The sequence below is a fragment of the Achromobacter denitrificans NBRC 15125 genome (assembly GCF_001571365.1).
Lineage (GTDB): Bacteria > Pseudomonadota > Gammaproteobacteria > Burkholderiales > Burkholderiaceae_B > Achromobacter > Achromobacter denitrificans.
On sequence record NZ_BCTQ01000001.1, the window covers coordinates 447,162 to 468,050 of the forward strand.

Consider the following 20,889-nt stretch of genomic DNA (forward strand, 5'->3'; position numbering starts at 1 on the left):
TGCGCGTTCATGGCTGATATCGCTGGCGAGCGTCCCGACCCCGACGCGCTCTTGAAAACCCTGGACGACGCCGCGCGGCAGGCGGTGCGCGGCAAGCTGCGCGTCTACTTCGGGTCCTCGGCCGGCGTGGGCAAGACCTACGCCATGCTGGTGGCGGCCCGCGCGCAGGCCGCCCAGGGGATCGAGGTGCTCGCGGGCATCGTCGAAACGCACGGACGGCGCGAAACGGCCTCGCTGCTTGAAGGCCTGCCCGCGCTGCCGCTGAAGGAGGTCGCCTACCGCGGCCACCTTCTGAAGGAGTTCGACCTGGACGGCGCGCTGGCCCGACGCCCGGGCCTGGTGCTGGTCGATGAACTCGCGCATTCGAACGCGCCCGGCTCCCGCCACGCCAAGCGCTGGCAGGACATCCAGGAGCTACTCGCGGCCGGCATCGACGTCTGGACCACGCTCAACGTGCAGCACCTCGACAGCCTCAACGAGGCGGTGGGCAGCATCACCGGCGTACGGGTCTGGGAGACGGTGCCGGACGAGGTCTTCGATTCGGCCGACGAAGTCATCCTGGTCGATCTTTCCGCCGACGAACTCTTGCGACGCCTGAAGGAAGGCAAGGTCTACCTGCCCGATCAGGCGCGCCACGCCACGCGCAATTTCTTCCGCAAGGGCAATCTGATCGCCCTGAGGGAACTGGCGCTGCGCCGCACCGCGGACCACGTCGACGACGACGTGCAGGCCTATCGCCGCGATCGCGCCATCGAGTCCGTATGGCGCACGCGCGAGGCCGTGGTCGCCTGCATCGGCGCGGACGTGGACGCCGAATACGTCATCCGCAGCGCCCACCGGCTCAGCCAGCAGCTGGAATGCGATCTGCACGTCGTCACCATCGACACCCCGCGGGCCGCGCCCCCGCCCCCGTCCGAGCAGGAGCGCATGCAGCGCAGCCTGGCCCTGGCCGATTCGCTGGGCGCCCGCAGCGAAACGCTGGCGGGCGGCGACATGGTCGACGCGGTCGTGCGATACGTGCGCCGGCACAACATCACCAAGGCCATCCTTGGCCGGACCCGCGCTAGCGGCCTGCAGCGCCTGCGGCTCTCGCTGTCCGCCGTGCTGACGGCCGCCATCGCGCCGGGCTGGCTGTGGCGCCGCCACAGCTTCGCCGACATGCTCGCCGCAGGCTGCCCGGAAATCGACGTCATCCGGCTGGGCGCGCCTCCGCTACCCGCCAACCCCGCGCCGGGCCGCGATCCGCTCACGCTGGGACGCGGCGCCCGCCAGGCCGCCGACGAGCGCGGCTCCCGGCCGCTGGCGGGCTATGCCTGGGCCCTGTGCTATTGCGCGGCCGCCACGGCGCTCTCCGCGTTCGCCTTCCCCGCCCTGCACCAGACCAACATCGTCATGCTGTTCCTGCTGGCGGTGGTGGCCGTGGCCCTGCGCCATGGCCGCGGGCCCGCGGCGCTGGCGTCGGTCGTCAGCGTCGGGCTCTTCGATTTCTTCTTCGTGCAGCCGCTGGCGTCGTTTGCCGTATCGGACGTGCAATACCTGCTGACCTTCGGCGTGCTGCTGGGGGTGGGCCTGCTGATCGGGCAGCTCACCGCGGGCCTGCGCCTGCAGGCGCAGGCTTCGGTCAAGCGGGAAGCCGACGCGCGCAGCCTTTACGAATTCGCGCGCGAGCTCTCGTCCGCGCTGCAGCCCGAACAGATCGTCGCGCTGGCGGGCGCGTTCGTCCACGCCACCTTCGGCTCGCGTTGCGCGCTGTACATCCTGGGCATGGACGACAGGCTGAAGCTCGCCTCCCCGCCCGACGCGGACATGCCCGCGCTGGAGTCCGCCCTGGCGCAATGGGTCTACGATCACGGCCAGCCGGCGGGCGCGGGCACGGCCACGCTTTCCAACAGCAACCTGCTGTACCTGCCGCTGAAGGCGCCCATGCGGACCCGCGGCGTGCTGGCGCTGGCGGCGCCCCGCCGCAGCCTGTTCTCCCACCCCGATTCGCGCCGCCAGATCGAGGCCTACGCCACCCTCATCGCCATCGCGCTGGAACGCCTGCACTATGTGGAGGTCGCGCAGCAGGCCCTGGTCAGCATGGAATCGGAGAAGCTGCGCAACTCGCTGCTGGCCGCCGTCTCGCACGACCTGCGCACGCCGCTGACCAGCCTGGTCGGCATGACGGACACGCTGATGCGCCAGCAGGCGGCGCTGCCGCCCGACGTGCACGACACCCTGCGCGCCATGCGCGACCAGGCCCAGCGCATGCATGCGCTGGTGGCCAATCTGCTCGACATGGCGCGGCTGCAAAGCCGCGATACGCCGCTGCGCCTGGAGTGGCAGTCCATCGAGGAGCTGGTGGGGGCCGCGCTGGCCGACCTGCGCGAGCCGCTGGCCGCGCACCGCGTCACCGTGGACAGCCTGTCGGACCTGCCCCTGGTGGAATGCGACGGCGTGCTGATCGAACGGGTGCTGTGCAACCTGCTGGAAAACGCGGCCAAGTACACCCCGGCGGGCAGTTCGCTGCGCCTGAGCGCGGCCGTCCAGGACGGCGAATTGCGCGTCGCCGTGGCCGACGACGGGCCGGGCGTGGAGCCCGGCGCGGAGCGCCGCATCTTCGAGAAATTCACGCGCGGCGACCGCGAGTCGGCCACGCCCGGCGTCGGCCTGGGCCTGGCCGTATGCGAGGCCATCGTCAGCGCCCACCGCGGACGGATCTGGGTCGAGCAGGCGCCCGGCCAGGAATCCGGGGCGCAGTTCGTCTTCACGCTTCCGCTGCGCACGCCGCCCCCCATTCAACCCGATCCTGCTTAACGGCGCACCGCATGTTCGATTACCAGCCTACCGTCCTGATCATTGAAGACGACGCCAACATCCGGCGCTTCGTGCGCCACGCCCTGGAAAGCGAGGGCTGCGCGGTCCACGAGGCCGACACCGTCAAGCGCGGCCTGATCGAGGCCGGCACGCGGCAGCCGGACGCGGTGGTACTGGACCTGGGCCTGCCCGACGAGGACGGCATGACCCTGATCCGCGAACTGCGCGGCTGGACCGAAGTGCCGGTGCTGGTGTTGTCCGCTCGCACCGCAGAATCCGACAAGGTCGCCGCCCTGGATGCCGGCGCGGACGACTACCTGACCAAGCCCTTCGGGGTCAGCGAACTGCTGGCGCGGCTGCGCGTGCTGCTGCGCCGCCATGCCAGGGGCGGCGCGGGAAACGCCTCGGAGATTTCGTTCGGCGACGTGCGCGTGGACTTCGCCCGGCGCGTGGTCGAGCGCGGCGGCCAGCACGTGCACCTGACGCCCATGGAATACCGGCTGCTGGCGGCCCTGCTGGCGCACCGCGGCAAGGTCATGACGCACCGCGAGCTGCTGCGCGCCGTGTGGGGGCCGTCGCACGTGGAGAGCGTGCATTACCTGCGGATCTACATGGGCCATCTGCGCCAGAAGCTGGAGGTCGATCCCGCGCAGCCGGTCTATCTGCTCACCGAGATCGGCGTGGGCTACCGCTACGCGGGCTGAGCCAGGCCCCGCGCGGCCGCGCCTTGACGCCGCGTTTACACGCCCATCGCAAGTCTTGTCTCGGCCTTTATGCCGTTCCTCCTATTGTTGCGATCCCGACCGACACTAGGAGTTCTTCATGTCCCGCCCCACCCTGGCCGCCCTCGCGCTGCTGACCCTGGCCGCCGCGCAGGCCGGCGGCGCGCTCGCCGCGGATGCGCCCGCCGCCACGCCGGAAACCGAAGCGCCGGCCGAAGCGTCCGGCCAAGCGCTGACCGCCAACCTCACCCTGGCCAGCCAGTACCGCTATCGCGGCCTGATGCAAAGCAATGGCAAGCCCGCCGTCCAGGGCGGATTCGATTTCACCCATGCCAGCGGCTTCTACCTGGGTAACTGGAACTCCAGCATCAGCTGGCTCAACGACGGCAACGACGCGGTCTCCGCGCCCGTGGAAATGGATTTCTACGGCGGCTACAAGGGCCAGCTTGCCCCGAACGTGCCGGTCGACCTGGGCGTGCTGCAGTACTACTATCCCGGCGATTACCCGTCCGGCTACACCAGCCCCGACACCACCGAGCTGTACGCCGGCATCGGCTACGGCCCCTTGATGTTCAAGTATTCCATCGCCCTGACCAACCTGTTCGGCTTCGCGGACAGCAAGTACAGCCAGTACTTCGACCTGTCCGGCAATCTGGACACCGGCGTCTGGGGCCTGATCCTCAACGCGCATGTGGGCCGGCAGGCGGTGCGCAACGTGGACGACGGCTCCTACACGGACTGGAAGCTCGGCGTGACCAAGGACTTCGGCCAGGGCCTGTCGGTATCGCTGGCCTACCTGGACACCAACGCCGACCGCGCCGTCTACACCAACACGCGCGGCCGCGACATGGGGCGCGCGACGGGCCTGCTGTCGCTGACCAAGACGTTCTGACGCCGCCCGGCGTTGACGCGCTTTTTACGCGTCCGCTCCACTTTTATCGGCAGGATTTACGGCGCGGTTCCTATAGTGAAACCGTTATCAACCCACCGGACTCGCGGATCGCCGCAAGCGGCGCATCCGCCTCCCCCAGCCATGATCCCTCGACAGGAACTCCGCCATTCCCCGCAGCCCGAATGCCGGCCCGCGCACCGCGCGCCCGCCCGGACGGGGCTGGTCGCGCTGACCATCAGGATAGACACGCTGGACGCCTTGAACGTGCGGCTGGCGCTGCACCGTGAACTGGGCTCCCGCATCGGCATCTACATCCTCTCGGTGGATCACGCCCATGCGCAAAGCGTCCTGCAGCTGCAATGCGAGCGCGGCCAGCTCGACGCGCTGATGCACGCGGTGATGTCCGGCCTGCCCCGCGCGGAGTTCGGCGCGGTGCTCCCGGCGCATGCAATGGCGGCGCGATAAGCCATGGACATGCCGAGCAAGACCGCATTCGAAGGCATCTGGCTGCCCATGGTCACGCCCATGCGCGGCGGCCGGCTGGATCTCGACGCCGCGCAGGCGCTGGCGCGCTACTACCGCAATGCCGGACTGGCGGGCCTGGTGCTGTTCGGCTCGACCGGCGAAGGCAATCTGCTGAGCCTGCCGGAAAAGATCGAAATGATTGAGGCCATCGCGAGCGATCCGCACGCGCTGCCGCTGGTGTTCGGCGCGGGCGGCGTCGATACGCGCGGCGTGGCCGCGGCGATCCGGCGCCTGGACAAGTACCGCCCGGCCGGCTACCTGGTTCCCCCGCCCTACTACCTGGGCCCCGCTCAGGCCGGCATCCTGTGGCACTACCGGCAGATCGCATGGGCCACGGACCGCCCCATCATCCTCTACAACATCCCCAAGCGCGCCGGCGTCACGATGACGGTCGAGACGATGGAAGCGCTGGCCGCCCAGCCCAACTTCACCGCCGTGAAGGAATGCAATCCCTCGGTGCTGGCCGCGCTGAACGCGCGCGGCACGCTGACGGCGCTATGCGGCGAGGACCTTGCGCTGCCGGATCATTTCCTGGCAGGCGGGCGCGGCGCGATTCCGGCCGCCGCGCATCTCTTCCCCGACCGCCACGTGGAAATCATGCAGCTGGCCCGCGACGGCCACGCCGAGGCCGCGCGCGAGCTGTTCGAGCCCTTGCGCGGCCTGATCCGCCTGCTGTTCGCCGAGCCCAATCCCGCCCCGATCAAGCGCGCCCTCGCCCTGCAAGGCCTCATCGCCGACGAACTGCGCATGCCCATGACCAGCGCCAGCCGCGAACTGGGACAGCGCCTGCAGCGCGCGATGAACGCGGTGCAGGACTCGCCTAGCCGGCTGCGGACAGCTTGAACACCGACACCGCGCCGGCCAGGCCGTCGGCCTCCTGGTGCAGCGCGGCGGCCGAGGCCGCGAACGCTTCCACCAGCGCGGCGTTCTGCTGCGTCACCCCGTCCAGGTGCGTCACGGCCTGGTTGATCTGCTCGATGCCCACGCTCTGCTCCGCGGACGCCGTGGCGATCTCGCCCATGAGCGGCGCGCTGGTGGCGGCCGACTCCAGCACGCTGCCCATGGTCGCGCTGGCCTGCTCGACGCGCTGGCTGCCTTGCGCCACCGAGTCCGCCGAGGCTTCGATCAGGGTCTTGATCTCCTTGGCGGCCGTGGCCGAGCGCTGCGCCAGCGCGCGCACTTCCCCCGCCACCACGGCGAAGCCGCGTCCCTGCTCCCCCGCCCGGGCCGCCTCCACGGCGGCATTCAGCGCCAGGATGTTGGTCTGGAACGCGATCTCGTCGATCAGGCGGATGATCTCGTCGATGCGCTGCGAGCTTTGCGCGATGGCGCGCATGGCGTCGATGGCGAACTGGGTTTCTTCGCTGCCCTGCCGCGCCAGTTGCGCCGCTTCGCCCGCCAGCGCGCTGACCTCGCGCACGTGCTCCGCGCTTTGCCGCGCCGTCGCGGTGATTTCCTCCACGCTGGCCGCGGTCTGCTCCAGCGCGGCGGCCTGCTTCTCGGTGCGTTCGGCCAGGTCCATGCTGCCCGCCGCGATCTGCCGCGAGGCGGCCGCGATGGAGCCCGCCGACTGCACGATGCTGCGCACCGCGGAATCCAGGCGTTGCTGCATCCGCGCCATCGCGTCGAACAGGCGCCCGATCTCGCCGCGCCGCTGGCCGGGCACCTCGCCCGACAGGTCGCCGTTGGCCACGCGTTCGCAGATCGCCACCGCCTCGTCCAGCGGGTTCAGCACGTGCGTGCGGAAGAAGCGCAGCGTGGCGGCCAGGACAAGCACCAGCAGGCCTATCGTCACGCCACCCTGCCGCCACAAGGTGGCGTAGAAAGCGCGGTCCACGTCATCGACGTACAGCCCCGTGAAGACCAGCCAGCCCCATTCCGGCTCATAGGCTGCATAACTGATCTTGGGCAGCGCCTCTTCCGCGCCCGGGCGGGGAAACAGGTAGCGCACGTAGCCGCCGCCCGCCTTGCCCCGCGCATACAGTTCCTCGAAGATCGGCAGCCCCTCGCTGTCCTTGATCGCCCGCACGTTGGTGCCCACCAGTTTGTCGTCCGGGTGCACCAGCAGGTCGTAACGGCCGTCGAACGCGCCCACATAGCCGTCTTCGCCATAGCGCAGCTGCGCCAGCCGGCGCGCGACGTTGCGCTTGGCGTCCTCCAGGGGCATGCCCTCGCGCACGCTCTGCTTGCCGTTCCGGATGATGCCGGACGCCAGGTCCAGGACGTGGCGCAATTCCGTCTTGCGCTCGGCCACCATGTCGGCGCGGCGTTCCCACGCATCCCAGGCCCCCAAGGCCAGCACCGCGGCCCCGATGGCAAACACGAACCACAGCAGTTCCCTGCGCAAGCTGGAATTCTTCATAGCCCCTCTGTTCTGTGCCCATGCGCTTCTTGAAACCAAAAGCAGCGTTATGTGACGATGTATATATCCAATATCGAGAGAATAAGGGGTCAGAACAGGGTTTTCACCAAGATCACGAGGCGAGCTTGATCTAGCGCAAGGACTATGGGAAAAACGCCAGGCAGGCGCCTGGCGTTGGAGAGATGACGCAGCACCGGAAGCCCGGCGCGGCGGGGCTAGGCCGAGCCCGGCGCCGCCCTGTCCGGCCGCGGCGTCGTGAGCGCGATCAGCGCCACGACGATCAGCGAATAGGTGGGCACGCTGCGCATATTGCGGAACATCATTTCCGTCAGGCTGAATGCGCAGTAGCCCAGGCAGAACAACAGGCCTATCTGCGCGCCGACCCGTATGACGCGGTCGTCGCTCGCCAGCCGGCGCAGGAAGATCGCCGCCGGCACGAGGTACAGGGCCAGGATGCTCGCCAGGCCCAGCAGGCCGTATCCCGAGAGGGCCGCGAGCAGGTCGTTGTGGGGCTCGCCAAAGCCTTCGACGACCTCCCGCGACACGACCCCTTGCTTTTCGAGCTGCGCGAGTTCGCCGCGGAAATTGTTCGGCCCTATCCCCACGATCGGACTCTTTTCGAACATGAGCAACGAGGCGTGCCACAGCTGCAGCCGGATGCCGAACGAGGTGTCTCGGTCCGCCGACGTGGTGAATCCTTGGAGCTCTGTCTTGGTCATCTGCATGCGGCTGCTGAAGTTCCAGATGCCGGCCGCGGTGACGGCCAGCACCAGGCCCAGCGCCAGCGCGCAATACACTTTGTGGCGCCGGCTCCAGCCGCGCAATCCCAGCAGGACGACCACGGTCAGGATGGGCAGCAGCATCCAGCTGCTGCGCGTTTCGGACAGCCAGGTGGCCCAGACGCTCAGCGCCGCGGCCAGCAGCTTGAGGGCGGTTTCGGCGCGCGGCCAGCGCGTGCTGGCGCCCCAGCCTAGCGTCAGCAGCGACATCATGCCGAACAGCAGGGTCAGGTTGGCGAAGGCGACGGCGTTGTAGCGGCCGCCGATTTCCGCCACCGTGCCGCGATCCCACCAGGTCATGGTGACGATCAGCATCGCCGAACCGGCGAGCGCGCCGGCCAGCAGGCTCCATTGGATGTGTTTCAGCCATGGTCGCGGTGCCCTCAGTAGCAGCCAGAGCACCGGCACGCCCAGTCCGAACCGGACCAATTTCTCCAGTTCCGAGCCGCTCCACACGTTCCGCGCAGCGGACGTGATGAACATACAGGCCAGCGGTAGCAGCAGCGCCACGGCCATGGGCCACAAGGCCCGGAAATCCATGGGCTCGTAATGCCGTATCGCGTTGGCAGCCAGCGCCGCCAAGGAGATCAAACCTGCAAGATAAACAATGGCCGGTCCGCCTACCGGACTCGCCAGCGCCAGCGCCGGAACCAGGAGCACTAGCCAGGTGGCCAAGGAAGTATACATTCGGGGCACAACGATCAACCTAAAACGGACAATGTGGGAGCAGCATGCGTCATGCTGAATAGGTAGACAAAACCCGCCCGCCATGACGGCGGGCGGGTTTTGCGGGACGCGCTCGCGGAAAGCCGCGGATTACATGTTTTCGATCATGACCTGGCCGAAACCCGAGCACGACACCTGGGTCGCGCCTTCGAGGAGTCGGGCGAAGTCGTACGTGACCTTCTTGGACAAGATGGACTTCTCCATGCTGGAGATGATCAGGTCGGCGGCTTCGGTCCAGCCCATGTGGCGCAGCATCATTTCGGCCGACAGGATCTCGGAACCCGGGTTCACGTAGTCCTTGCCGGCGTACTTCGGCGCGGTGCCGTGGGTGGCCTCGAACATGGCGACGGAATCCGACAGGTTCGCGCCCGGGGCGATGCCGATGCCGCCCACCTGCGCGGCCAGCGCGTCGGAGATGTAGTCGCCGTTCAGGTTCAGCGTGGCGATCACGTCGTATTCGGCCGGACGCAGCAGGATCTGCTGCAGGAAGGCGTCGGCGATCACGTCCTTCACGATGACTTCGCGGCCCGTCTTCGGATTCTTGAACTTGCACCACGGGCCGCCATCGATCAGCTGGGCGCCGAACTCTTTCTGCAGCAGGGCATATCCCCAGTCGCGGAAGCCGCCTTCCGTGAACTTCATGATGTTGCCCTTGTGCACCAGGGTCAGCGACGTGCGGTCGTTGTCGATGACGTATTGCGCGGCCTTGCGCACCAGGCGTTCGGTGCCTTCGCGCGAGACCGGCTTGATGCCGATGGACGAGGTGTTCGGGAAACGGATCTTCTTCACGCCGAGCTTGGTCTGCAGGAACTGGATCAGCTCCTTGGCCTGCTCGCTTTCCGCCATGTATTCGATGCCGGCATAGATGTCTTCCGAGTTTTCGCGGAAGATCACCATGTTGGTCTTCTCAGGTTCGCGCACCGGCGAAGGCACGCCCTTGAAGTAGGCCACCGGGCGCAGGCAGACGTACAGGTCCAGCTGCTGGCGCAGCGCCACGTTCAGCGAACGGATGCCGCCGCCCACCGGCGTGGTCAGCGGGCCCTTGATCGAGACCACGTAGTCTTTGACGACTTCCAGGGTTTCGTCGGGCAGCCACACGTCCGGGCCGTAGACCTTGGTGGCCTTTTCGCCGGCATAGACTTCCATCCAGTGGATCTTGCGCTTGCCACCGTAGGCCTTCTGCACCGCCGCGTCAACGACCTTGATCATCACCGGGGTGATGTCGGCGCCGGTGCCATCGCCTTCGATGAAGGGGACGATGGGCTGCTCGGGCACATTCAGCGAGAAGTCGGCGTTGACCGTGATCTTCTGGCCGCCAGCGGGAACCTTGATATGTTGGTAGGACATGAATGCTCCATTTGCTCCGGGTGGTTTTTCTGCACGCGCCGGCATCGGAAAGCGTCCGATTCCACGGGGAATACCGTCCTCGCGAACCGCACACCGGATGGCGGATAGCAACCCATTCTATATCGCAAAGGGGCTGGCCGGCCCGGAGGGCCGCGCCGGACGGTAAAATAAAGCATCGACAGCCCGCTTTCCGTCCCCCGCAGATGTTCAATCCCTCACGCGACCAAGTCCGCGAATTCTTTATCGAAACCTGGCGCAAGCACCGCGCGGCGGAAGTCCTGACGCCGCTCGAAGCCATCGCGCTCGACTGGATCATCGAGCATCCGGAATACCACAAGGATCTGGAAAGCCCGGAGGCCATGACGGCCGAATACGCGGTGGAAAAAGGGCGCACCAATCCCTTCCTCCACCTGTCCATGCACCTGGCCATCGCCGAGCAATTGTCGATCGACCATCCGCCCGGCATCCGGAGCGCCTACCAGCAACTGGTGGCGCGCACCGATGCGCACCAGGCGGCGCACGAAATCATGGAATGCCTGGGCCAGGTGGTCTGGGAAGCCCAGCGCCTGGGCACGCCGCTGGACAGCGATACCTATATCGACCTGATCCGCCAGCGCGTCGGCCGCTGAAGCGCGGCGGCGCTCCAAAAGCAGAAAACCCCTCGGCACGCCGAGGGGTTTGTCATTCCCGGACCGGAACAGGCGCCTACCTGCGCACGCCCAGGTCGCTCGGCTGGGCCGACAGCCAGGCCGCGACGTTGGAGATGTCCTGGTCGGACAGCTGCGTGGCGAACGCGCCCATGATGGGATTCTTGCGCACGTTGGCGGTGGCCGCGCTGCCCGAAGCGCCGCGCTTGTAGGCCTTCAGGGCATGGACCAGGTAATCCGCATGCTGGCCGGCCAGCGTGGGATAGGCCGGATCCACGGCCGTCTTGGCGTCCGCGCCATGGCAGGACGCGCAATTGAACTTGTCGAACACGGCCTTGCCGGCCGCCAGATCCTGGGCCTGGGCCGCGGCGCCCGCCATGGCCAGGGTCGCGCCCGCGAGGGCAAGCATGATGCGATTCATGGTTTTGCCCCTTATTTGAGATTCGAGTAGTACGCGGCAAGGTCGGCGATGTCCTGGTCGGACAGGCTGCCGGCGATGGCGTCCATCGTGGGATGGCTGCGCGCGCCTTTCTTGTACTCGTTGAGGGCGGTTTCGATGTACTTGGCGTTCTGGCCAGCAATCATCGGAACGTGGTATAGCTCGGGAAACGTCGCCTTGTAGCCTTCGATGCCGTGGCAACCGATGCACATGGAAACCTTGTCGCGGGCGTTCTGGACATTACCGACCACTGCTGCATCCGCAGCGACAGCCTGGCCGGCGATCGCACAGGATCCCACGGCGGCCAACACGGATAGCTTGTACTTCAGAGAGGTTCGCAACTTCATTGGAGTGGCTCTTCTTCGTATGGCTAAGGACTAGGGCCAGCTCGCATGAAAAGGCCCTCGGCAAACACGTTGCGGGTCGAACCCAAAGCAAAACTGCCCGATTGTACGATAATTGCTCAGGATTAATACCTTACGATGGTATTGATCACCGTCAAATTCGAGATGCCATCAGACCATGTCCGCAGCCCAGTCCGCCACTTCCGCTTCGCCTGACCGCTTCGACGGGACCGACAGCTATGTCGCCACCGATGACCTGAAACTCGCCGTCAACGCCGCCCTCATCCTCCAGCGCCCGCTCCTGATCAAGGGAGAACCGGGCACCGGGAAAACCATGCTGGCCGAGGAGGTGGCGCGCGCGCTGGGCCGCCCGCTGCTGCAATGGCACATCAAGTCCACCACCAAGGCCCACCAGGGCCTGTACGAATACGACGCCGTCTCCCGCCTGCGCGACTCGCAGCTGGGCGACGAGAAGGTCCGCGACATCCGCAACTACATCGTGCAGGGCACGCTGTGGCAGGCGTTCCAGTCGCCGGAGCCGTCGGTGCTGCTGATCGACGAGATCGACAAGGCCGACATCGAATTCCCCAACGACCTGCTGCGCGAACTGGACCGCATGGAATTCCACGTGTACGAAACGCGCGAGACCATCTCGGCGCGGCATCGTCCGCTGGTCATCATCACGTCCAACAACGAGAAGGACCTGCCCGACGCCTTCCTGCGGCGCTGCTTCTTCCACTACATCCGCTTCCCGGACCGCGAGACCATGCGCGACATCGTCGCCGTGCACTATCCGGACCTGAAGCAGGACGTGCTGCGCGCGGCGCTGGACACCTTCTTCGCGCTGCGCGACGCGCCGGGCCTGAAGAAAAAGCCTTCCACCTCCGAACTGCTGGACTGGCTGCGCCTGCTGCTGGCCGAGAACGCCACCGCCGCCGAGATCGACGCGCACACCGCCACCGCCGTGCCGCTGATGGCCGGCGCGCTGCTCAAGAACGAGCAGGACGTGCATCTGCTCGAACGCCTGGCGGCCATGACGCGCGGCGGCCAGCGCCGCTGATCCGGCAACCAGGGGCGGCCCGCAAATGCTGATCGACTTCTTCTACCATCTCAGGGCGCACAAGCTCCCCGTCTCGGTCAAGGAATACCTGACCCTGGTGGACGCCCTGCGCCAGGACCTCATGGCGCCCACGCTGGACGACTTCTACTTCCTCGCGCGCGCCACGCTCGTCAAGGACGAAGCGCTCTACGACCGCTACGACAAGGCGTTCGGCGCGTACTACCGGGGCATCGCCGCCGCCCTGCCCCCGGGCAAGGAAATCCCGCTGGACTGGCTCATCAAGCAGTTCGAGAAAAGCCTCACGCCCGAGGAAAAGGCCGCCATCGAGAAGCACGGCTGGGACAAGCTGATGGAGCTCTTCAAGGAACGCATGGAAGAGCAGAAGGAACGCCATGCCGGCGGCAACAAGTGGATCGGCACCGGCGGCACTTCGCCTTTCGGCAACGGCGGCTACCACCCCGAGGGCATCCGCGTGGGCGGCGAATCCGCCGGCAACCGCAGCGCGGTCAAAGTGTGGGACATGCGCCAGTTCAAGGACTACGACGATCAGGTCGAACTGGGCACGCGCAATTTCAAGGTCGCCCTGCGCCGGCTGCGGCGCTTCGCGCGGCAGGGCGCGGATATGGAACTGGACCTGGACGACACCATCGCCAGCACCGCGCGCAATGCCGGCCACCTCGACCTGCGCATGGTTCCGGAACGCCACAACACGGTCAAGGTGCTGATGCTGCTGGACGTGGGCGGCAGCATGGACGACCACATCGGCCGCGTCGAGGAACTGTTCTCGGCGGCCCGCAGCGAATTCCGCAACCTGGAAGTCTATTACTTCCACAACTGCCCGTACGAAAGCCTGTGGCAGAGCAACCGGCGGCGCCAGAACGAACGCTTCGACACCTGGGACGTGCTGCGCAAGTACAACCCCGACTGGCGCCTGATCATCGTGGGCGACGCCACCATGAGCCCGTACGAAATCCTGCAGCCGGGCGGCTCGGTCGAGCACTACAACAAGGAGCCCGGCGCGGAGTGGGTGCGGCGCCTGCTGGAGGCCTGGCCCAAATCGGTCTGGCTCAATCCGGAGCCCACGGCGTCCTGGCAGTACCGCCAGTCCATCGCCCTGCTGCGCGACATCATGCAGGGCCGCATGTACCCGGTCACCGTCGCCGGCCTGGAACAGGCCATGCGCGTCCTGTCAAAGTAGGATGGGTGCAGCGCGAGAGTTCTTGAGCAAGCACTCCCATCTCAAGCGCGCGCAACCCATCGCATCGGCCGTCAACCATCTACCGGCCGCTCCGGCGTCTCCAGCGTCAGCTGGTAGAACGCCAGGTCCAGCCAGCGTCCGAACTTGAAGCCCGCCTCGCGGATCGTGCCCGCATGCGTGAAGCCCAGCTTCTCGTGCAGGCGGATGCTGCCCTGGTTGGCCGCGTCGATGCCGCCGATCACCACGTGCACCTGGTTCGTCCGCGCCCGCGCGATCAGCTCGCGCATCAGCGCCTCGCCCAGCCCCTTCCCGCGGAAGCGCCCGTCCACGTACACCGAATGCTCGACCGAATACTTGTAGGCGGGCCACGCGCGGAACGTACCGTAGCTGGCGAACGCCATCAGCTCGCCGGCGGCGTTCTCGTAGCCCACCACTGGAAAACCGCCCTGCCGCTTCGCCTGGAACCAGCCGGCCATTGCCTCGGGCGGCCTGGGCTTGTAATCGTAGAGCGCGGTCGACGTGGCGATCGCCTCATTGAAAATGGCGAGGATCTGGTCCGCGTGACGCTCGTGCGTGCAATCGACCAGGGTGGCGCCTTCGGGCGCGCGGGGTTCGGCGTGCGTAGTCATGGCGGGAATTGTAGCGAGCGCCCGGACGCCTCGGCGCATCCTTTTCCGGCGCTGTCTGCGGCGCGCCACAGGGCCGAAAAAAAACCGGCGCAGGCGCCGGTTCAGTGAAATGTTGCCGCTTCTGGCCACTCTCAGGCGGCGCGGCTCTCCACAGATCGGTCGGCTGCGGGGCCCTGGCGCAGCCCGGGACACTGGCGCCAGGACAGCTCGTCGGCATCCATGTCCAGGTCGAACAGATCATTCGCGGCGGGCCAGGGATGGCTGCGGGCCGCGACACCCTCCATCTCCAGCACGTGCCCGGCAAACCCCCTGGGCGAACCGCCGCACTCCGCAAAATATCGTTGCGTGCTCAAGTCCACCACGTAGGTGGTCATATCGTGGGTCAGTATGGCTACGAATTGGCCGTCATCGCTGGCATAAGCGTACTGAAACTGCCCTTTGATTCCGTCGCCGCTCAGGGGGGCTCCGGTCAGTTGGGACAGCGCACGCGTGACGATCTCGGTCAGCATGGGTCGTTCCTCCGAAAGATGCGCCGGCAGGATGCCGGCAGCGAAGGCGCGAACGACAAGCGCCAGCGCCGCGCGCTAAGGGCGGCGCCTGGCGTTGGACGGGAAGCCAGCAGGCTGGCTATCGCGCATCCCGTCAGCGGACTGCTACTACTTGCTGAAAAGCTTACACCCGCAAGCCGGCATACCTCAAATCGCCCCTTGCCGTCCCTCTTTCCGCCCCGCTTACGCCGCCGCGACGGGCGCGGCGTCCGCGCCTGCGTCACCATTTTCCTGGCCCCGCCAGTCCTGGCGGCCGATCCGGTAGAGCACGTGCCGACGCAGCGGACTGCCGGGCGGCACGGCGGGATGGTCGAAGCACTGCGGGTCCGCCTTCATGCCCAGGCGCTCCATCACCGCGCGCGAACGCAGGTTGCCCGTCACCGTGAAGGCCACGATCTCGTCCAGGCCCACCTGCTCGAACCCCACCTTGAGCGCGGCGCGGGCCGCCTCGCTGGCGTAGCCCTTGCCCCAGTGCGGCCGCGCCAGGCGCCAGCCGATCTCCACGCCGGGCGCGAACGGCAGCGCGGGCGGCAATGGCTTGATGCCCACGAACCCGATGAAGGGCGCGACGCCCGGCGCCTCCACCGCCCAGAATCCCCAGCCGTGCTCGTCGATGCCGGCGGCCAGCCGGGAGGCCAGCGCGTCGCTCTCGGACCCGGTCAGCGGAAGCAGGTACTCGGTGACGCTCGGGTCCGCGTTCAGCGTCGCGAACGGCTGGCGGTCGGCCGCGAGCCATTGGCGCAGCACCAGGCGCGGCGTTTCGACCTCGATGGATATGGACATGCCGGATTTCCTTGCCTGCGGTTCCGGAAAGCGCCCGGGCGGCGTGATCGCCCGGCGGCCCCCTGAACCATTGCCAACGTATACACTCCAACGGATTCTGCCATGCCAAAGGAATTGTCTGCCATGCGCCTGTCCCTATCGAAGCTGCCGCGCCCGCTGGGCGCGCTGCTGTTTACCTCCTTCCTGGCCTTCCAGGCCGGGGCCGCCAGCCTGCCGGCCGGCGTCTCGGAGGCCGCCTCGATCGAAGGCATCACCGAATACCGCTTGGCCAACGGCCTGAGGGTGCTGCTGGTTCCCGACGAATCCAAGCCCTCCACGACGGTCAACATGACCTACCTGGTGGGCTCGCGCAACGAGAACTACGGCCAGACGGGCATGGCTCACCTGTTGGAACACATGCTGTTCAAGGGCACCTCGACCACGCGCAACGCCATGGGCGAGTTCTCGCGCCGCGGGCTGCAGGCCAACGGCTCCACCTCCAGCGACCGCACCAACTATTTCGCCAGTTTCGCCGCCAACCCCGACACCCTGAAGTGGTACCTCGGCTGGCAGGCCGACGCCATGGTCAATTCCCTGATCGCCAAGGAAGACCTGGATTCGGAAATGACCGTGGTCCGCAACGAAATGGAAAGCGGCGAAAACAGCCCCTTCCGCATCCTGATGCAGAAGATGCAGTCGGTGGCGTATCAGTGGCACAGCTACGGCAAGAACACCATCGGCGCCCGCTCCGACGTGGAGAACGTCGACATCGCGCAGCTGCGCGCCTTCTATCACGAGTACTACCAGCCCGATAACGCCGTCCTGATCGTGGCGGGCAAGTTCGACCCGCAGGCCACGCTGGCCGATATCGAGGAAACATTGGGCAAGCTGCCCAAGCCCGAGCGCAAGCTTCCGCCCGAATACACCGTCGAACCCGCCCAGGACGGCGAACGCTCCGTGACCTTGCGCCGCGCCGGCGGCACGCCCCTGGTGGCCGCGATGTACCACATCCCCGCCGCCGGCAGCCCCGATTTCGTGCCCCTGGACCTGGCCGCGACCATCCTGGCCGACACGCCTTCCGGCCGCCTGTACCACGCCCTGGTCCCGACCAAGCTGGCCTCCGGCGTCTTCGGCTTCACCATGGAGAACCTGGACCCCGGCCTGGCGATGTTCGCCGCGCAGCTGACCCCGGGCAAGAGCCTGGATGCCGCGATGAAGGCGCTCACGGGCACCCTCGAATCGCTCGGCGCGAAGCCCTTCACGCAGCAGGAACTGGATCGGGCCCGCAGCAAGTGGCTCACGTCGTGGGAACAGACCTACAGCGATCCGGAGCAGGTCGGCGTGGCGCTGTCGGAAGCCATCGCCGCCGGCGACTGGCGCCTGTTCTTCCTGCAGCGCGACCGCGCCCGCAAGGCCACCCTGGCCGAAGTGCAGCAGGCCGCGACCACTTACCTGGTGCAGAGCAACCGCATCGAGGGCCGCTACATCCCCACCGAGAAGCCCGTGCGCGCGCCGCTCGCGCAACGCGTGGACCTCACGGCCGTGTTCAAGGACTACAAGGGCGATCCGGACTTCAAGGCCGCCTCGGCCTTCGACCCCTCGCCCGAGAATATCGACAAGCTGACGCAACGCAAGAAGCTTGAGCTGCCCAATGGCCCGGTGCAGCTGGCGCTGCTGCCCAAGGCCACGCGCGGCAACCGCGTGCAGGCGCAGATGCTCATCCAGTTCGGCAACGAGAAAGACCTGCTCGGCCAGCGCGTGAACGCCAGCGCCGCGGCCGACCTGCTGTCGCGCGGCACGGCCAAGCTCTCGCGCCAGGACATCCAGGACCGCCTGGACGCGCTGCAGGCCGAACTCGGCTTCAGCGGCAGCGGCACCACGCTCAAGATCGCCATGTCGACCAAGGGCGAAAACCTGCCCGAGCTCACCGCCCTGGCGCTGGACATCGTGCGCAACGCCAACTTCCCGAAGGAGCAACTTGAGGAATACCAGCGCCAGCTGGAAACCTCGATCCAGAACGCCATGACCGAGCCCTCGGCCCTGGCGGGACGCGCCCTGTCGCGCCAGGACAACCCCTGGCCCGCCGATGACCTGCGCTACGTGCCGACCTTCGAGGAAGCGCTCGCCAGCGCCCGCGGCCTCACGCGCGAGGCGCTCGCCAAGTTCCACGCCAAGTTCTACGGCGCGGGCAATATCGAGTACTCGGCCGTCGGCGACTTCGAACCCGCGGCGGTGGAAAAGGCGCTCAAGACCGGACTGGCCGGCTGGAAGAAGGCGCCCGCCTACACACGCGTGCCCAATCCGTACCGCGATATCCCCGCCAAGCAGTTCGACATCGACACGCCCGACAAGGCCAACGCCTTCTACATCTCGCGCATGCCGCTGAAGCTGCAGGACACGGATCCCGACTATGCGGCGCTGTACCTGGGCAACTACCTGTTCGGCGCGTCGGAAACCTCGCGCCTGTGGAATCGCGTGCGCGAAACCGAGGGCCTGTCCTACAACGTGCGCAGCTCGCTGTCGGTCTCCTCTTTCGAGCCCACGGCCAGCTGGACCATGTACGCCATCTACGCGCCGCAGAACCGCGCACGCCTCGAAAAGGCCATCGGCGAGGAACTGGACCGCGTCCTGAAGGAAGGCTTCTCCGACAAGGAAATCTCGGACGGCATCAACGCCTTGCTGAACTACCGCAACCTGGCGCGCGCCCAGGACGACGTCCTGGCCAGCACCTGGCTGGACTACCTGCAGCGGGGCCGCACGTTCGCCTGGTCGGCCGAGATGGATAAGAAGATCTCCGCGCTGACGCCCGAGGCGGTCAACGCCGCCCTGCGCAAGTACCTGCGCGCGGACGGATTCAGCACCGCGGTGGCCGGCGATTTCAAGCCGAAGACCTCGCCCTGAACGTCCTGCGCCACCCCCTGCAGGCCCCGCCCCCGGCGGGGCTTTTTTTCGCCTTCCCTCCACCGCGCCTGCCCGCCGGGTTAGGCCTGGCGCCGATAACCATGCCACCCATGGTGACAATTGGAAGAAAAGAATCAATTACTCGGTTATATGGAAAGATGTTTTCAAGAAATACGGGTTTATCCCAGGTTGGATAGCGATCACAATTCAGTCATCGGGAACAACAACGAACCACGACGGAGGGCCGCCGGATTCGGTCCCCACTCAAGATGAATTGGAGGTCTACCATGAAAACCCTAGCCACCACCCTTCTGCTTTCCCTAGCCCTGGCAGGCGTCGGCGCCCAGGCGGCCGGCGTGGAACAAGCCAAGAGCAGCGCCCAAGTGGCGACCGAGCTGCAACAGGCCAAGGCCAGCGGCCAGTACACCTTCGGCGAGCTGGACTATCCGCCCGCCCTGCCCCAGGCCACCAGCCTGAGCTCGCAGGAAGTCCAGTCCCAGCTGCAGCAGGCCAAGTTCAACGGCCAATACACGTTCGGTGAACTGGAATACCCGCCCGTCTCGACGGCATCGGCCGGCGCCAAGTCGCGCGCCGATGTCCAGGCGGAACTGGCGCAGGCCAAGGCCAGCGGCCAATACACGTTCGGCGAGCTGGAATACCCGCCGATCGTCCGGTGAGCTGCTTGCTGTGGCCCGGCCGGCCTCAGGCAGCATCATGGTTTGAGGCCGGTTTTTTCGGCGACAGCAGCGGTCGAAGTAGCAGTAGCAGTAGAAGTTGGAAGTTGACGTTGCAGTAGCAGTAGCAGTAGCAGTAGCAGTTGAAGTTGAAGTTGAAGTTGAAGTTGAAGTTGCTGTAGAAGCAGGCAGTTGAAGTACGACCGCGGCGCAAGCCGCGGTTTTTTTTGCCCTGGCCATCCCGGCCGCGTCGGCTCGGGCCGTCGGCCCGGACCATCGGCCCGAAAAAAAACCGCGACGTCGTCGCGGTTTTTTCCTATCCCCGGCGGATTCAGCTGAAGAATTCCTTCACGCGGTCCGTCCAGGACTTGCTTTGCGGCGAGTGGCGGTCGCCGCCGTCGTTCAGCGAAGCCTCGAACTGGCGCAGGATGTTCTTCTGGTCGTCGCTCAGGCGCACCGGCGTTTCCACCACGACGTGGCAGTACAGGTCGCCCGGATAGCTGCCGCGCACGCCCCGGATGCCCTTGCCGCGCAGGCGGAAGGTCTTGCCGGACTGCGTGCCTTCGGGAATCGAGATCTCGGCCTTGCCGCCCAGCGTCGGCACCTGGAGCTCGCCGCCCAGGGCCGCGGTGGTGAACGGGATGGTCAACTCGCAATGCAGGTCGTCGCCGTCGCGCTGGAAGATCTTGTGCTGCTTGATGTGGATTTCCACATACAGATCGCCCGGAGGACCGCCGTTGATGCCCGGTTCGCCGTTGCCGCTGGAGCGGATGCGCATGCCGTCGTCGATGCCGGCCGGAATCTTGACCTGCAACGTCTTGTTGCGGCGGATGCGGCCCACGCCATCGCAGGCCACGCAAGGATCCGTGATCTCCTTGCCATTGCCGTGGCAGGTCGGGCAGGTCTGCTGCACGCTGAAGAAACCCTGCTGCATGCGCACGGCGCCGGATCCACCGCAGGTGCGGCAGGTCTTGGGCGAGGTGCCGGGCTTGGCGCCCGAACCGTGGCAGGTGTCGCAGTTTTCCCAGCTGGGCACGCGGATTTCGGTATCGAATCCCGCCGCCGCCTGCTCCAGGGTGATTTCCAGCGCGTACTTCAGGTCGGCGCCGCGGTAGACCTGCGGGCCCCCGCCGCGGCGCCCGCCGCCGCCGCCGAAGATTTCTCCGAAGATATCGCCGAAGGCATCGGCGAAGCCGCCGCCCATGCCGCCGCCCATGCCGGCGGCGTTGGGGTCCACGCCCGCATGGCCATAGCGGTCATACGCGGCGCGCTTCTGTTCATCGCCCAGGACCTCGTAGGCTTCCTTGGCTTCCTTGAACTTCTCTTCGGCTTCTTTGCTGTCCGGATTGCGGTCCGGGTGATACTTCATGGCCAGCTTGCGATAGGCCTTCTTGAGGTCGTCGTCCGAGGCGTTCTTCGCCACACCCAGGACGTCGTAATAGTCACGTTTTGCCATGATCCGTGGGCTCGAAAACGAGCCTTCTTTTCAGTGCTACAGAATGAGTACGCCCGGTAGGCGGATTTCTCCGGCTACCGGG

General features: G+C 66.7%; 19 protein-coding genes. 10 read left to right on the forward strand and 9 right to left on the reverse strand.

Annotated features, from left to right (window positions below):
* The first annotated feature begins 9 nt into the window (after positions 1–9).
* The 5 genes from ADE01S_RS02075 (at position 10) to ADE01S_RS02095 (ending at position 5,778) form a co-directional block, all read left to right on the forward strand.
* Complete coding sequence (locus ADE01S_RS02075) at positions 10–2,796, forward strand: DUF4118 domain-containing protein (protein ID WP_062679788.1); 2,787 nt, start codon at positions 10–12, stop codon at positions 2,794–2,796.
* An 11-nt stretch (positions 2,797–2,807) separates the two neighbouring features.
* The gene (gene kdpE, locus ADE01S_RS02080) at positions 2,808–3,500 is read left to right on the forward strand and encodes a two-component system response regulator KdpE (protein WP_062679789.1); all 693 of its coding nucleotides are present in this window, start codon (positions 2,808–2,810) and stop codon (positions 3,498–3,500) included.
* 118 nt (positions 3,501–3,618) lie between these two features.
* Positions 3,619–4,410, forward strand: a complete 792-nt coding sequence (locus ADE01S_RS02085; protein ID WP_062679790.1) for a TorF family putative porin — start codon at positions 3,619–3,621, stop codon at positions 4,408–4,410.
* 141 nt (positions 4,411–4,551) lie between these two features.
* Positions 4,552–4,875: a hypothetical protein gene (locus tag ADE01S_RS02090; protein WP_228468147.1), complete on the forward strand. Its 324-nt coding sequence runs from the start codon at positions 4,552–4,554 to the stop codon at positions 4,873–4,875.
* A gap of 3 nt (positions 4,876–4,878) precedes the next feature.
* A complete protein-coding gene (locus ADE01S_RS02095; protein ID WP_062679791.1) occupies positions 4,879–5,778 on the forward strand; it encodes a 4-hydroxy-tetrahydrodipicolinate synthase family protein in 900 nt (299 codons plus the stop codon).
* On the opposite strand, the gene ADE01S_RS02100 is transcribed toward ADE01S_RS02095, so the two are convergent.
* From ADE01S_RS02100 to icd, 3 genes are all read right to left on the reverse strand, one after another.
* Positions 5,756–7,297, reverse strand: a complete 1,542-nt coding sequence (locus ADE01S_RS02100; protein ID WP_062679792.1) for a methyl-accepting chemotaxis protein — start codon at positions 7,295–7,297, stop codon at positions 5,756–5,758. The two genes, ADE01S_RS02095 and ADE01S_RS02100, sit on opposite strands and share 23 nt — an antisense overlap.
* A 215-nt stretch (positions 7,298–7,512) precedes the next feature.
* Positions 7,513–8,772 (reverse strand): O-antigen ligase family protein, encoded by a 1,260-nt coding sequence (locus tag ADE01S_RS02105; protein WP_370511552.1) that lies wholly within the window; start codon positions 8,770–8,772, stop codon positions 7,513–7,515.
* A 120-nt stretch (positions 8,773–8,892) separates the two neighbouring features.
* Positions 8,893–10,149 carry an NADP-dependent isocitrate dehydrogenase gene (icd, locus tag ADE01S_RS02110; RefSeq protein ID WP_043543705.1) on the reverse strand — a complete coding sequence of 419 codons (1,257 nt, stop codon included), beginning with the start codon at positions 10,147–10,149 and terminating at the stop codon, positions 8,893–8,895.
* 203 nt (positions 10,150–10,352) lie between these two features.
* Between icd and ADE01S_RS02115 the strand changes: the two genes are divergently transcribed.
* A complete protein-coding gene (locus ADE01S_RS02115; protein WP_062679794.1) occupies positions 10,353–10,778 on the forward strand; it encodes a DUF1841 family protein in 426 nt (141 codons plus the stop codon).
* A 76-nt stretch (positions 10,779–10,854) separates the two neighbouring features.
* On the opposite strand, the gene ADE01S_RS02120 is transcribed toward ADE01S_RS02115, so the two are convergent.
* Positions 10,855–11,217 (reverse strand): c-type cytochrome, encoded by a 363-nt coding sequence (locus ADE01S_RS02120; protein WP_062679795.1) that lies wholly within the window; start codon positions 11,215–11,217, stop codon positions 10,855–10,857.
* Between the two features lie 11 nt (positions 11,218–11,228).
* A complete protein-coding gene (locus ADE01S_RS02125; RefSeq protein ID WP_062679796.1) occupies positions 11,229–11,582 on the reverse strand; it encodes a c-type cytochrome in 354 nt (117 codons plus the stop codon).
* Between the two features lie 175 nt (positions 11,583–11,757).
* On the opposite strand from ADE01S_RS02125, the gene ADE01S_RS02130 reads away from it, so the two are divergent.
* The gene (locus tag ADE01S_RS02130) at positions 11,758–12,639 is read left to right on the forward strand and encodes an AAA family ATPase (RefSeq protein WP_062679797.1); all 882 of its coding nucleotides are present in this window, start codon (positions 11,758–11,760) and stop codon (positions 12,637–12,639) included.
* A gap of 25 nt (positions 12,640–12,664) precedes the next feature.
* Entirely contained in the window at positions 12,665–13,837 is a 1,173-nt protein-coding gene (locus tag ADE01S_RS02135) for a vWA domain-containing protein (RefSeq protein ID WP_062679798.1), read from the forward strand.
* 71 nt (positions 13,838–13,908) lie between these two features.
* On the opposite strand, the gene ADE01S_RS02140 is transcribed toward ADE01S_RS02135, so the two are convergent.
* The 3 genes from ADE01S_RS02140 to ADE01S_RS02150 form a co-directional block, all read right to left on the reverse strand.
* Positions 13,909–14,466, reverse strand: a complete 558-nt coding sequence (locus tag ADE01S_RS02140) for a GNAT family N-acetyltransferase (RefSeq protein ID WP_062679799.1) — start codon at positions 14,464–14,466, stop codon at positions 13,909–13,911.
* Between the two features lie 131 nt (positions 14,467–14,597).
* Positions 14,598–14,975 carry a hypothetical protein gene (locus ADE01S_RS02145; RefSeq protein ID WP_062679800.1) on the reverse strand — a complete coding sequence of 126 codons (378 nt, stop codon included), beginning with the start codon at positions 14,973–14,975 and terminating at the stop codon, positions 14,598–14,600.
* 222 nt (positions 14,976–15,197) lie between these two features.
* Positions 15,198–15,797, reverse strand: coding sequence for a GNAT family N-acetyltransferase (locus ADE01S_RS02150; RefSeq protein ID WP_062679801.1), 600 nt, complete (start codon positions 15,795–15,797; stop codon positions 15,198–15,200).
* A gap of 123 nt (positions 15,798–15,920) precedes the next feature.
* Here ADE01S_RS02150 and ADE01S_RS02155 point away from each other — a divergent pair, with 123 nt between their 5' ends.
* A complete protein-coding gene (locus ADE01S_RS02155; RefSeq protein WP_062679802.1) occupies positions 15,921–18,677 on the forward strand; it encodes a M16 family metallopeptidase in 2,757 nt (918 codons plus the stop codon).
* 287 nt (positions 18,678–18,964) lie between these two features.
* A complete protein-coding gene (locus ADE01S_RS02160; protein WP_062679803.1) occupies positions 18,965–19,354 on the forward strand; it encodes a DUF4148 domain-containing protein in 390 nt (129 codons plus the stop codon).
* Positions 19,355–19,682: 328 nt separating this feature from the next.
* On the opposite strand, the gene dnaJ is transcribed toward ADE01S_RS02160, so the two are convergent.
* Positions 19,683–20,807 carry a molecular chaperone DnaJ gene (dnaJ, locus tag ADE01S_RS02165; protein WP_062679804.1) on the reverse strand — a complete coding sequence of 375 codons (1,125 nt, stop codon included), beginning with the start codon at positions 20,805–20,807 and terminating at the stop codon, positions 19,683–19,685.
* Positions 20,808–20,889: the final 82 nt, after the last annotated feature.